The following is a 12374-nucleotide window of genomic DNA, read 5'->3' as shown; positions in this document are numbered from 1 at the left end:
CCGTGCCTGACCGTCCCGCCCCGCTGACCGGCCGCCTCCGGGACCGGCTGGTCGACCTCGGCTACGGGCTGGGCTGGTCGCTGGTGCAGCGGGTGCCGGAGTCCTGGGCGCGTGGGGCGTTCCGGGCCGGCGCCGCCGTGGCCGTCCGGCGGGACGGCCGCGGGGTGCGGCAGCTGCGGGCCAACCTGCGGGTGGCCACCGGTGGCCGGCTGGGCGAGCAGGAGCTCGACGCCCTCACCGCCCGGGCGCTTGCGTCCTACGCCCGCTACTGGCAGGAGGCGTTCCGGCTGCCGGTCATCTCGCCCCGCCGGGTCGTCGAGGGCACCGAGGTGGTCGGGTTGGAGCACGTGCTGCCCGCGGCGGAGCAGGGCCGCGGCATCGTCTTCGCCCTGCCGCACAGCGGGAACTGGGACGCCGCCGGCGTCTGGCTGGTCGACTTCCTGGGCGGGGAGTTCCTCACCGTTGCGGAGAGGGTGAGACCGGAGTCGCTGTACGACCGGTTCGTGGCGTTCCGTGCGTCGCTGGGCATCCGGGTGCTGCCGCTGACCGGCGGCGAGCGGCCCAGCGCGACGGTGCTGCGGGAGTGGGTCGCCGCCGGTGGGTCGACCTGCCTGCTGGTCGACCGTGACCTGGGGAGCGGCGGGCTCCCGGTGACCCTGTTCGGCCGGCCGGCGACGATGCCCGGCGGGCCCGGGCTGCTCGCCGCACAGACCGGGGCCGCCCTGGTGCCGGTGCACTGCTCGTTCACGCCGGCCGGGTGGCGGGTGGTCTTCTGCCCGGAGGTGGTGCTGCCGACCGGCGGCCGGCTGCGCAACCGGGTGGCGACGGCGATGCAGCAGGTCGCCGACGCGTTCACCGAGACGATCGGTGCCCGGCCCGAGGACTGGCACGTGCTCGGCCCGATCTGGCCGGACGTGCCGCCGGACCCGCCCCGCGGCAGGCCCCGCCCCCGCTCTCGACCTCGACCTGAGGTGCAGGGTCGCGGCCGGACCGCCCCGGGGGTGGTGGCCTGATGCGGGTCGGGCTGGTCTGCCCCTACCAGTGGGACGTGCCGGGTGGCGTGCAGTACCACGTCCGCGACCTCGCCGAGACGCTGCGCGCCCAGGGCCACCACGTCGAGGTGCTCACCCCGGCCGAGCACGAGGAGAGCCTGCCCGCCGAGCACGTCACCTTCGCCGGGCGCACGGTGCCGGTGCCCTACAACGGTTCGATGGCCAGCATGCAGTTCGGGCCCATCTCCGCCGCCCGGGTGCGCCGCTGGCTCCGGGAGGGCAGCTTCGACGTGGTGCACGTGCACGAGCCGGTGTCGCCGTCGGTGTCGCTGCTGGTCTGCATGATCGCCAAGGGCCCGATCGTGGCCACCTTCCACGCCGCCAGCGTCCGCTCCAAGTGGCTGGCCGTGATCGGGCCGTGGGCCCGGCCGTGGGTCGAGCGGATCAGCGGCCGCATCGCGGTGTCGGACTTCGCCCGGCGGCTGCAGGTGGAGCACCTGGGCGGGGACGCGGTGATCATCCCCAACGGCGTGCACGTGGACCGGTTCGCCCACGGGCCGACCCTGCCGGGCCTGACCCGGGGCGGGGCCCCGCTCACCATCGGCTTCCTCGGCCGCTACGACGAGCCGCGCAAGGGCCTCGCCGTGCTGCTGGAGGCGATGCCCGCCGTGCTGGCCGCCCACCCCGGCACCCGGCTGCTCATCGCCGGACGGGGGGACGCCGAGGAGCTGCACGCGCTGGTCGGGCCGGAGCTCGGACCGGCGGTCACCCTGCTCGGCGAGCTCAGCGAGGCGGACAAGGCGGCCTTCCTGCGCTCGGTCGACGTGTACTGCGCGCCGAACCTGCTGGGGGAGAGCTTCGGGGTGATCCTCATCGAGGCGATGGCCGCGGGCGCCCCCATCGTGGCCAGCGACCTGGACGCCTTCACCCGCGTGCTGCGCGGCGGCGACGCAGGGGTGCTGGTGCGCCGCGGCGACCCCGGTGCGCTGGCCGCCGCCCTGGTCGACGTGCTGGGCGACCCGGCCCGCCGTGCCGCGCTGGCCGCGGCCGGGTCTGCCGCGGCCCGGGCGTACGACTGGTCGGTGGTGAGCGAGCGGATCGTCGCCGTCTACGAGACGGTCGTGCTCCCGGGTGCCGGTGCCGTGTCGGCCACCGAGGCCGGCACCGAGGCGCTGCTGGAGCTGCTGCCCCGTCCGCCGCGGGACGGCGCGCCCGTCCCGGTGGACGACGACGACCCACCCGGCCCGCCGGACGACGACCCGCCCCGCCCGGGCGCACCGGCCCGCCCGGTGTGGCACCGCCGCGTGCGCCGCTGAGCTCCCGCCGCCGGTGCGGCCGAGCCCCCCACCGCGGGCGGTGCCGGGCGGCCGTCGGCACCGGCTGGCGCGCCGGGCGGACCACCCCGTGCGGGGGAGGAACCGGACCGGGGCGTCCGCACCGGGCTAGCCTGACTCCTCGTGAGCTCCGGGGTCTGGCTGCTGATCGGTGCCGGGGTGCTGGCCCTCGCCGGCTGCTGGGTGCTCTGGACGCTGACCCGGCTGCGCCGGCTCGAGCGGCGGGTGCAGCTGGCCTGGTCGGCCCTGGACGTGCTGCTGCAGCGCCGCGCCGAGGTGGTCGCCCAGGTGGTCGACCGGCACCCCGCCGTCCTGGGCGAGCGGCGTTCGGCCCAGCTCACCGAGGCCGTGGCTCGGGTGCGCGTGCCGGCCGGGCCGGACCGGGAGGCGGCCGAGAACGGCCTCGCCCGCGCGCTGGCCCAGGCCGCCGACCGGCTGGCCGCGCTGCCGCCGGCGCTGCAGCACGAGGTGGAGGACACCGGCACCCGCGTGGGCCTGGCGCGCAGCTTCTACAACGACGCCGTCCGGGACACCCGGTCGCTGCGCGGGCGCCGCCGCTCCCGGTGGCTGCGGCTGCACGGGCGCCGGCCGCTGCCCCGGTACTTCGACATCCAGGCGGGCACCGCGGTGACCCGGTCCCGGGCGGCGCAGGCGACCGGGCGGGACGTCGCCTGAGCCGCCGTAGCATCGCAGGCCCCGAGCAGTCCCCGACGTCCGAAGGCAGACCGTGTCCGAGCAGAGCGACACCCGCACCCCCGACACCACCCCGGCCACCGGCACCGACCGCGTCAAGCGAGGCATGGCCGAGCAGCTCAAGGGCGGCGTGATCATGGACGTCGTCACGCCCGAGCAGGCGCGGGTCGCCGAGGACGCCGGCGCGGTCGCCGTCATGGCGCTGGAGCGCGTCCCGGCCGACATCCGGGTGCAGGGCGGGATCGCCCGGATGAGCGACCCGGACATGATCGACGGCATCATCGCCGCGGTCTCCATCCCGGTGATGGCCAAGGCCCGCATCGGTCACTTCGTCGAGGCCCGGGTGCTGCAGAGCCTCGGCGTGGACTACATCGACGAGTCCGAGGTGCTCAGCCCGGCCGACGAGGCGCACCACATCGTCAAGAGCGACTTCACCGTGCCCTTCGTCTGCGGCGCCACCGACCTCGGCGAGGCGCTGCGCCGGATCGCCGAGGGCGCGGCGATGATCCGCTCCAAGGGCGAGGCCGGCACCGGCAACGTGGTGGAGGCCACCCGGCACATGCGCTCGATCCGGGCCGGCATCCGGGCGCTGACCACGCTGGACGACACCGAGCTGTTCGTGGCGGCCAAGGAGCTGCGGGCCCCGCACGACCTGGTGGTGGAGGTGGCCCGCACCGGCAAGCTGCCGGTCGTGCTGTTCACCGCCGGCGGCATCGCCACCCCCGCGGACGCGGCGATGATGATGCAGCTGGGCGCCGAGGGCGTGTTCGTCGGCTCGGGCATCTTCAAGTCCGGCGACCCGGCGCAGCGGGCCGCGGCCATCGTGGCCGCCACCACCTTCCACGACGACCCCGACGTGATCGCCAAGGTCTCCCGCGGGCTGGGCGAGGCCATGGTCGGCATCAACATCAGCACGCTCACCGGAAGCGAGCACTTCGCCACCCGCGGCTGGTGACCGGTCGCGGCCCCACGGTCGGGGTGCTCGCGCTGCAGGGCGACGTGCGTGAGCACCTCGCCGCGCTGGCGAGCGTCGGCGCGGTGGGCGTGCCGGTGCGCCGGCCGGCGGAGCTCGCCGCGGTCCAGGGGCTGGTGCTGCCGGGCGGTGAGTCCACCACCATCGGCCTGGTCGCCGCCCGGACCGGGCTGCTGGAGCCGCTGCGGGCCGCCGTCCGGGCGGGCCTGCCGGTCTACGGCTCCTGCGCCGGGATGGTGATGCTCGCCGACCGGGTCGTCGGTGCCCCGGCCGGCCAGCACACGATCGGCGGCCTCGACGTCACCGTGCGCCGCAACGCGTTCGGCCGGCAGGTCGACTCCTTCGAGTCCACCGTCGAGGTGGACGGCGTGCCCGGGGGGCCGTTGCACGCGGTGTTCATCCGTGCCCCGTGGGTGGAGCAGGCCGGTGCGGGGGTGCAGGTCCTCGGCCGGGTCGTGGCCGGGCCGGCCGCCGGTAGGATCGTCGCCGTCCGTCAGGGGCGGCTGGTCGCGACGAGCTTCCACCCCGAGCTGACCGGGGACACCCGGGTCCACGACCTCTTCGTGCAGATCGTGCGCGAGCACCCCGGACGGGACGACAGACGCGCAGACGGTGCCGACGACGGCGCCAGTGAGGGAGGTGTTCGATGAGCGGCCATTCCAAGTGGGCGACGACGAAGCACAAGAAGGCCGGGATCGACGCCAAGCGCGGCAAGCTCTTCGCCAAGCTCATCAAGAACGTCGAGGTCGCGGCACGCACCGGCGGCGGTGACGTGAACGGCAACCCGACGCTGTTCGACGCCGTCCAGCGGGCGAAGAAGTCCTCGGTGCCCAACGACAACATCGACCGCGCGGTCAAGCGCGGCGCGGGCCTGGAGGCCGGCGGCGCCGACTGGCAGACCATCACCTACGAGGGCTACGGCCCGGCCGGTGTGGCGCTGCTCATCGAGTGCCTCACCGACAACAAGAACCGGGCCGCAATGGAGGTCCGCACCGCGATGACCCGCAACGGCGGCTCGCTCGCCGACCCGGGCTCGGTCGCGTACATGTTCACCCGCAAGGGCGTCGTCGTCGTGCCCAAGGCCGGCGAGCTCAGCGAGGACGACGTGCTGCTGGCCGTGCTCGAGGCCGGTGCCGAGGAGGTGCGCGACACCGGGGACTCCTTCGAGGTGGTCAGCGAGCCGACCGACCTGGTCGCCGTGCGCACCGCCCTGCAGGACGCCGGCATCGAGTACGACTCGGCGGACGCCTCGTTCGTGCCCAGCGTGCAGGTCGAGCTGGACGAGGACGCCGCGGGCAAGGTCTTCCGGCTGATCGACGCCCTGGAGGACAGCGAGGACGTGCAGAACATCTACGCGAACTACGACGTGTCCGACGAGGTCATGGAGAAGATCGACGCCTGAGCAGTCGGCCGCCGACCGGCCCCGGCTCCCGCCCGAACACGTCGGAGCGGCGTGTCGTGCGGCCGGGTCCGTCCCCCTGAGAGGCTAACGTCTCGGGTCGAACGTGTGTTCGGGCTACGACGGAGGGGCGGTCCCATGCGGGTGCTCGGCATCGACCCGGGGCTGACCCGGTGCGGCTGGGGCGTGGTCGACGGCGTGCCCGGGCAGCGTCCCACCGCCGTCGGCGTCGGTGTGGTGCGCAGCTCCCCGGACCTCGCCCTGGAGGTGCGCCTGCTGCAGCTGCACTCGGAGGTCACCGCGCTGCTGCGCACGCACCGCCCGGACGTCGTCGCCGTGGAGCGGGTCTTCACCCAGAGCAACAAGGGCACCGCCACCGGCACCGCCCAGGCCGCCGGCGTCGCCGCGCTGGCCGCCGCCCAGGCGAGCCTCTCGGTGGCCTGGCACACCCCCAGCGAGGTCAAGGCCGCGATCTCCGGCAGCGGCCGGGCCGACAAGGAGCAGGTCACCCTGATGGTCATGAAGGTGCTCGGGCTCACCGTCGCACCGAAGCCCGCCGACGCCGCCGACGCACTGGCGCTGGCGGTCTGCCACGTGTGGCGCGGGCCGGCCACCGACCGGCTGCGGGTCGCCGCGCTGGCCACCGGCGCCGGCGTCGCCCCCGACCTGCCCGGCGGCTACGGCGCCGGGCTGTCCCTGGGTGCCCGGCCGGCGCCCCGCGCCAGCCGCTGGACGGGGATCGGCCGGTGATCGCCAGCGTGCGGGGCCGGGTCACCGCCGTCGCGCCGGACGGCGCCGTGGTCGAGGTCGGCGGGGTGGGCCTGGCCGTGCAGTGCACGCCGGGCACGATCGCCCGGCTGCAGGTCGGGGAGGAGGCCCGGTTGGCGACCACCCTCGTCGTCCGGGAGGACTCGCTGACCCTCTACGGCTTCGCCGACGACGACGAGCGCCAGCTGTTCGAGCTGCTGCAGACCGCCAACGGCGTCGGCCCCCGGCTGGCCCAGGCCGTGCTCGCCGTGCACCCGCCGCGCGAGGTGCGCCGGGCGGTGTCGATGGCCGACGTGAAGGCGTTGATGGCGGTGCCCGGGATCGGCAAGAAGGGCGCCGAGAAGATGATCATCGAACTGCGCGACCGGCTCGGGGTGCGCAGCGACAGCGGCCCGCTCGACGGCGCGGACGCGTCGCCGGCGGCCGGGGTCACCGCGGTCGCCCTCTGGCGCGACCAGCTGGAACACGCCCTGGTCGGCCTGGGCTGGACCAGCCGGGAGGCGGAGGGCGCCGTCGCCGAGCTGGCGCCGGTCGCCGCCGAGCAGGTCGCCGCCACCGGCGCCGTCGACGTCGCCGTCCTGCTCCGGCAGGGCCTGCGGCTGCTGGGCCGCCCGTGACCGGGCCGGGGCGCGACGGTGGGGACCCGTCGGACACGGTCGTGTTCGGCGAGGTGAGCCCGCAGGCCGGCGACGATGAGCGGGTCGTCGAGTCCGCGCTGCGGCCGCACTCGCTGGGCGAGTTCATCGGCCAGCCCAAGGTCGCCGCCCAGCTGGGGCTCGTGCTCGAGGGCGCCAAGAGGCGCGGCCGGCCACCGGACCACGTGCTGCTGTCCGGCCCGCCCGGGCTGGGCAAGACCAGTCTGGCGCTGATCATCGGCTCCGAGCTGGGCACCGCGGTGAAGATCACCAGCGGCCCGGCGATCGAGCGGTCCGGCGACCTCGCCGCGATGCTCAGCAACCTCGCGCCCGGTGACGTGCTGTTCATCGACGAGATCCACCGCATCGCCCGCCCGGCCGAGGAACTGCTCTACATGGCGATGGAGGACTTCCGGGTCGACGTCGTCGTCGGCAAGGGTCCCGGTGCCACGGCCATCCCGCTGGACATCAACCCGTTCACCCTGGTCGGGGCCACCACCCGCGCCGGGCTGCTCACCGGCCCGCTGCGCGACCGGTTCGGCTTCGTCGGCCAGATGGAGTTCTACTCACCGGCCGACCTGCAGCGGGTGCTGGACCGCAGCGCGTCGCTGCTCGGGGTGCAGCTGACCGGCGACGGCGCCGCGGAGATCGCCGGGCGGTCGCGCGGCACGCCGCGGATCGCCAACCGGCTGCTGCGCCGGGTGCGCGACTTCGCCGAGGTGCACGCCGACGGCCGGGTCACCCGCGGCGTCGCCGAGGCCGCGCTGCGGCTCTACGACGTCGACCACCTGGGTCTGGACCGGCTGGACCGCGCCGTCCTGGAGGCCCTGGTGGTGCGCTTCGGGGGTGGACCGGTGGGTGTGAGCACGCTCGCGGTCGCCGTGGGGGAGGAGCCGCACACCGTGGAGGAGGTGTGCGAGCCGTTCCTGGTACGCGCCGGCCTGCTGGCCCGCACCCCGCGCGGCCGGGTGGCGACCGAGGCGGCCTGGACGCACCTGGGGCACACGCCGCCGCAAGGGGCTGGTGTGCTGCGCGGGGGCGCAGGGGAGCCGGACCCGGGCGGGGCTTCGTCACAGACGCTGTTCGACGCCTAGACTCACCCCGCTGGCGCAGGCCCCGGCTGCGTCCGGGGCCACTGCCCGGGCGCACGCTGCGCCCGGGTGCCCCGCGCCCCCGTCCCGACCGCACAGGTCCCGACCTGTCGACCCGAGCGGCCCGCCCCGGCGGCCGCACCCACCGCGCGCACCCGGCGCGGTAGAGAGGCACCTCCACCGTGGACTCGTTGTTCCCGCTGCTCGTCATCGTGCTGGCCTTCGCGCTGCTGGTCGTGCTGCCCGCACGCCAGCGCAAGAAGATGGCCGCCCGCGCCCAGGAGCTCCAGGAGTCCCTGACCATCGGCACGCCGGTGATGCTCACCAGCGGCATCCACGGCACGGTCGCCGAGCTCGGCGACGGCACGATCGGCATCGAGGTGTCCCCCGGCGTGGTGCTCACCGTCGTCCGGGCCGCCGTGCTGGAGGTGCGCCCGCAGCCCGGCGCCGCCCCCGACCGGACCGCCGACCTCGGTGACGACGTCCCGTCCACGGGCGGCAGCACCGGCCTGGACCGCGGGCCGGACCCCACCGACCGCTCCCGCTGAGCCCCGAGCCGACAGGAGCTGCCCACCGTGGCCTCACGCACGTTCTCCGCGCGGAACTACTTCCTCGCCCTCGTCGCCGTCCTCGCCGTCATGTACGGCCTGGTGTTCTTCACCGGCAACTCCCGGACGCCGACCCTGGGCCTGGACCTGCAGGGCGGCACCACCGTCACCCTGACCGCCCGCACCCCGGGCGGCGGCCCGCCCAGCCAGGTCGACCTGGAGCAGGCGCGCAGCATCATCGAGCAGCGCGTCGACGGCCTGGGCGTCGCCGAGGCCGAGGTCGTCACCGAGGGCGACTCGAACATCGTCATCTCCGTGCCCGGCGACGACGGCGACCAGGCCCGGGAGCTCGGCCAGACCGCCCAGCTCCGCTTCCGCGGCGTCATCCAGGGTGAGCCGGTCGGCGGCGCGCCGACCGACCCGGCCGCGCCGGCGACCGACCCGGCCGCCCCGCCCGCGGACCCGGCCGCGCCCACGAGCGACCCGGCCGCGCCGCCGGCGGACCCGGCCGCGCCCACGACCGACCCGGCTGCACCCACGACCGACCCGGCTGCGCCGACGAGCGCCCCGCCCACCCAGGGCTTCGTGGACGACCCCACCCCGACCACCGACCCGGCTGCGCCGAGCACCGACCCGGCTGCGCCGACGTCCGCCCCGGCCACGTCCGGGGACGGCGCCCCGGCCGACCCCGGCACCGACCCGGCCACGCCCGCCGTCTCCCTGGAGGAGGCGCAGGCCGCCTACGCCACCCTCACCTGTGACGGCGACGCCACCAACACCCAGCCCGACCGGCCCGAGGACAACATCGCGGTCTGCTCGGAGGACGGCAGCACCAAGTACCTGCTCGGCCCGGCCGTGCTGGAGGGCACCCAGGTCACCGACGCCGCCGCCGGCACCCGGGCCAACACCGGTGAGTGGATCGTCACCCTGGATCTCAACAGCGAGGGCACCGCATCCTGGGCCCAGTACACCGCGGCCAACGTGAACAACCAGGTCGCCATCGTGCTGGACCAGCGGGTCGTCTCCGCGCCCACCATCAACGGCGTCATCAACGGCGGGTCCACCGAGATCAGCGGCAACTTCACCCAGGCCGAGGCGGAGTCGCTGGCCAACCAGCTGAAGTACGGCTCGCTGCCGCTGACCTTCACCCAGGCCACCGCCCAGTCGATCTCCACCGAGCTGGGTGGCGAGCAGCTGCGCGCGGGCCTGATCGCCGGTGGGCTGGGCATCCTGCTGGTGTTCGTGTACTCGCTGCTCTACTACCGCGGCCTCGGCCTGGTCATGATCGCCAGCCTGATCCTGTCCGGCCTGGTCGTCTACGCCAGCCTGGTGCTGCTGGGCCGGCAGATCGGCTTCGCGCTGAGCCTGGCCGGGATCGCCGGGTTCATCGTGTCGATCGGCATCACCGCCGACTCCTTCGTCGTCTACTTCGAGCGGCTCAAGGACGAGATCCGGGAGGGCCGCACGCTGCGCAGCGCCGTGCCCCGCGCCTGGGTGCGGGCCCGGCGCACGATCCTCTCCGCCGACGCCGTCAGCTTCCTGGCCGCGGCCATCCTGTACTGGCTGGCCATCGGTGACGTGAAGGGCTTCGCGTTCACCCTGGGCCTGTCGACCGTGCTGGACCTGGTCGTCGTCTTCCTCTTCACCCACCCGCTCATGGCGGTGCTGTCGCGGTTCAAGCGCTTCGGCAGCAACCGCTTCTCCGGCCTCGGCCAGGTCGACCGCACCCGCCGGTCCGCCGCGCCCCGGGTGCCGGGCGACACCGCTCCCGACCGCGACCTCGTCGCCGCCGGCCGGGGCACCACGACGAGGAGCCCCCGATGACAGGCAGCACCCGCCCGGACGGCGCCGGCACCCCCGCGGCGGACGACCACGCCGTCCTCCCGGTCCCGCAGGGCACCGACGCCGACGAGGCCGCCGCCGAGGCGACCGCCGCGGCCGAGGTCGAGCAGCAGGCCGCCGAGTCCGCCGACGACCGCGCGCTGGCCCACGCCGGCCTCGGCGCCGAGGGGGCAGCCGGCCCACGCCAGGCCAGGGGCTCGCTGGCCCACCGGCTCTACAACGGCGAGACCGGGCTGGACGTCGTGGGCCGGCGCCGCTTCTGGTTCACGGTGACCGCTGTCATCGTGCTGCTGTGCGTGCTGTTCATGGGCGTGCGGCAGTTCAACTTCGGCATCGACTTCGCCGGCGGCAACAGCCTGCGGGTGGCCGGCACCAGCTCCGACATCGCCGCGGTCCGCTCGGCGGCCGAGGACGCCGGCGCCCAGGTGGCCAGCGTGCAGGTGGTCGGCGGCAACGAGGTGCTGTTGCGCACCTCGGCGCTGACCAACAGCGAGGAGGACGCCGTCGTCGACGCCGTCGCCGGCGCCGTGGGCGCCACCCCCGGGGACGTGAGCGTCGAGGCGGTGAGCGCCGACTGGGGCCGGGACATCACCGACCAGGCGCTGCTCGCCCTCGCCGTGTTCCTGGTCGCGGTGGTGCTGTTCCTGGCCATCCGCTTCCAGCCGAAGATGGCCATCGCGGCCATGGCCGCGCTGCTGCACGACATCATCGTGACCGCGGGCATCTACGCCCTGATCGGTTTCGAGGTGTCGCCCTCGACGGTCGTCGGGCTGCTGACCATCCTGGGCTTCTCGCTGTACGACACCGTGGTGGTGTTCGACAAGGTCGACGAGAACGTCAAGGACCTCGACCGCGGGGCCCGCATGACGTGGGGCGAGGCCGCCAACCTGGCGGTCAACCAGACGCTGATGCGCTCGATCAACACCTCGGTGATCGCGCTGCTGCCGGTCGCCGGGCTGCTGTTCGTCGGCGCCGGCCTGCTCGGCGTGGGCACGCTCAAGGACCTGGCGCTGGTGCTGTTCGTCGGCATGGCCGTGGGCACCTACTCCTCGATCTTCCTGGCGACGCCGGTGCTGGCCGAGCTCAAGGAGCGCGAGCCCGCCCAGGTCGCCCTGCGCAAGCGCGTGCTCGCCCGCCGCTCGTCGGAGGCCCGGCAGGCCGCGGCCCGCTCCGGCGTCGCCGCGGGTCCGGTGGCCACCGCCCGCCGGGCCCGGCGCGGCCCGGCGAGCGCCACCGCCGACGGCGCCGTCCGCGCGAGCTCCGGGGGCGCCACCGCGCTGGCCGAGGCCGAGCGGGGGACCGAGCTGCCCGGGCCGATCGAGGCCGACGTGCCCATCGAGTCCCCGTCGTCGGTGACCCGTTCGGCCCCCACCTCCGCCCCGCGCCCGGGGGCCCGCCCCCAGCGGCCGGGACAGCGCGGCCCGGGCACCAAGAAGCGTCGGTGACCTCCGCGGGCGGGGACGAGGCGCGGGGCGGGACCCCGGAGCAGGTCGGGGTCCCGGCGCTCGGCGGGGAGCTGCCGGTCGACGAGCTGATCGCGGCGTTCGTCGTCGACGTGCCGGACTTCCCGTCCCCGGGGATCGTCTTCCGTGACCTCACCCCGGTGTTCGCCGACGCCGGGGCCTTCCGCCGGGTGGTGGAGGCGCTGGCCGCACCGGCCGCCGTCGACCCGCGGGCCGCGGCGCTGTCCGGTGCGGCGCGGCAGCCGGACTTCGACGTCGTGGTCGGGGTGGAGGCCCGCGGGTTCCTGCTGGCGGCGGCGGTCGCGCTGGTCACCGGCACCGGTGTCGTGCCGGTGCGCAAGGCCGGCAAGCTGCCGCGGGAGCGGGTCTCCGCCGACTACGCCCTGGAGTACGGCACGGCCACCCTGGAGCTGCACACCGACTCGATCACCCCGGGCCAGCGGGTCCTCGTGGTCGACGACGTGCTCGCCACCGGCGGGACGCTGGAGGCGGCCGTCTCCCTCGTCGAGCAGCTCGGCGGCGTGGTGACCACGGTGGCCGTCGTCGTGGAGCTCGCCGCCCTCGGCGGCCGGCAGCGGATCGCCCCGCACGCCGTGCACGCACTCTGGCTGGTCTGAGCCGGGCCCTCACCTCCGG

General features: G+C 75.4%; 13 protein-coding genes. All 13 read left to right on the top strand.

Annotated elements, in window-relative coordinates; genetic code table 11:
• Positions 1-2 precede the first annotated feature (2 nt).
• The 13 genes from G1H19_RS04845 (at position 3) to G1H19_RS04785 (ending at position 12355) form a co-directional block, all read left to right on the top strand.
• The gene (locus tag G1H19_RS04845) at positions 3-1013 is read left to right on the top strand and encodes a phosphatidylinositol mannoside acyltransferase (protein WP_235927974.1); all 1011 of its coding nucleotides are present in this window, start codon (positions 3-5) and stop codon (positions 1011-1013) included.
• Entirely contained in the window at positions 1013-2308 is a 1296-nt protein-coding gene (locus G1H19_RS04840) for a glycosyltransferase family 4 protein (protein WP_152730631.1), read from the top strand. Before G1H19_RS04845 ends, G1H19_RS04840 begins: the two co-directional genes overlap by 1 nt.
• Before the next feature lie 141 nt (positions 2309-2449).
• Positions 2450-3001, top strand: coding sequence for a LemA family protein (locus G1H19_RS04835; protein WP_162392519.1), 552 nt, complete (start codon positions 2450-2452; stop codon positions 2999-3001).
• Positions 3002-3053: 52 nt separating this feature from the next.
• A complete protein-coding gene (gene pdxS, locus G1H19_RS04830) occupies positions 3054-3974 on the top strand; it encodes a pyridoxal 5'-phosphate synthase lyase subunit PdxS (protein ID WP_162392518.1) in 921 nt (306 codons plus the stop codon).
• Positions 3971-4642 carry a pyridoxal 5'-phosphate synthase glutaminase subunit PdxT gene (pdxT, locus tag G1H19_RS04825; protein WP_162392517.1) on the top strand — a complete coding sequence of 224 codons (672 nt, stop codon included), beginning with the start codon at positions 3971-3973 and terminating at the stop codon, positions 4640-4642. The genes pdxS and pdxT overlap by 4 nt, the downstream gene beginning before the upstream one ends.
• The gene (locus tag G1H19_RS04820) at positions 4639-5394 is read left to right on the top strand and encodes a YebC/PmpR family DNA-binding transcriptional regulator (RefSeq protein WP_152730629.1); all 756 of its coding nucleotides are present in this window, start codon (positions 4639-4641) and stop codon (positions 5392-5394) included. The genes pdxT and G1H19_RS04820 overlap by 4 nt, the downstream gene beginning before the upstream one ends.
• Before the next feature lie 135 nt (positions 5395-5529).
• On the top strand, positions 5530-6141 hold the full coding sequence (ruvC, locus tag G1H19_RS04815) for a crossover junction endodeoxyribonuclease RuvC (protein ID WP_152730628.1): 612 nt from the start codon (positions 5530-5532) through the stop codon (positions 6139-6141).
• Positions 6138-6776: a Holliday junction branch migration protein RuvA gene (gene ruvA / locus G1H19_RS04810; protein WP_162392516.1), complete on the top strand. Its 639-nt coding sequence runs from the start codon at positions 6138-6140 to the stop codon at positions 6774-6776. Before ruvC ends, ruvA begins: the two co-directional genes overlap by 4 nt.
• Positions 6773-7888 carry a Holliday junction branch migration DNA helicase RuvB gene (gene ruvB / locus G1H19_RS04805; protein ID WP_202925823.1) on the top strand — a complete coding sequence of 372 codons (1116 nt, stop codon included), beginning with the start codon at positions 6773-6775 and terminating at the stop codon, positions 7886-7888. The genes ruvA and ruvB overlap by 4 nt, the downstream gene beginning before the upstream one ends.
• Positions 7889-8067: 179 nt before the next feature.
• Complete coding sequence (yajC, locus tag G1H19_RS04800; protein WP_162392515.1) at positions 8068-8433, top strand: preprotein translocase subunit YajC; 366 nt, start codon at positions 8068-8070, stop codon at positions 8431-8433.
• Positions 8434-8460: 27 nt separating this feature from the next.
• Positions 8461-10257 carry a protein translocase subunit SecD gene (secD, locus tag G1H19_RS04795; RefSeq protein WP_202925822.1) on the top strand — a complete coding sequence of 599 codons (1797 nt, stop codon included), beginning with the start codon at positions 8461-8463 and terminating at the stop codon, positions 10255-10257.
• The gene (gene secF / locus G1H19_RS04790; RefSeq protein WP_152730627.1) at positions 10254-11720 is read left to right on the top strand and encodes a protein translocase subunit SecF; all 1467 of its coding nucleotides are present in this window, start codon (positions 10254-10256) and stop codon (positions 11718-11720) included. Before secD ends, secF begins: the two co-directional genes overlap by 4 nt.
• Entirely contained in the window at positions 11717-12355 is a 639-nt protein-coding gene (locus tag G1H19_RS04785) for an adenine phosphoribosyltransferase (RefSeq protein ID WP_322099347.1), read from the top strand. Before secF ends, G1H19_RS04785 begins: the two co-directional genes overlap by 4 nt.
• Positions 12356-12374: the final 19 nt, after the last annotated feature.

It is taken from the genome of Goekera deserti (assembly GCF_010685995.1).
Lineage (GTDB): Bacteria > Actinomycetota > Actinomycetes > Mycobacteriales > Geodermatophilaceae > Goekera > Goekera deserti.
This window is presented reverse-complemented; position numbering and strand designations above follow the sequence as displayed.

Excerpts from the sequence above, each read along its gene's own strand:
- G1H19_RS04840 (WP_152730631.1), top strand. The coding sequence starts at position 1,013 with ATGCGGGTCGGGCTGGTCTGCCCCTACCAGTGGGACGTGCCGGGTGGC.
- G1H19_RS04820 (WP_152730629.1), top strand. The coding sequence starts at position 4,639 with ATGAGCGGCCATTCCAAGTGGGCGACGACGAAGCACAAGAAGGCCGGG.
- secF (WP_152730627.1), top strand. The coding sequence starts at position 10,254 with ATGACAGGCAGCACCCGCCCGGACGGCGCCGGCACCCCCGCGGCGGAC.
- ruvC (WP_152730628.1), top strand. The coding sequence starts at position 5,530 with ATGCGGGTGCTCGGCATCGACCCGGGGCTGACCCGGTGCGGCTGGGGC.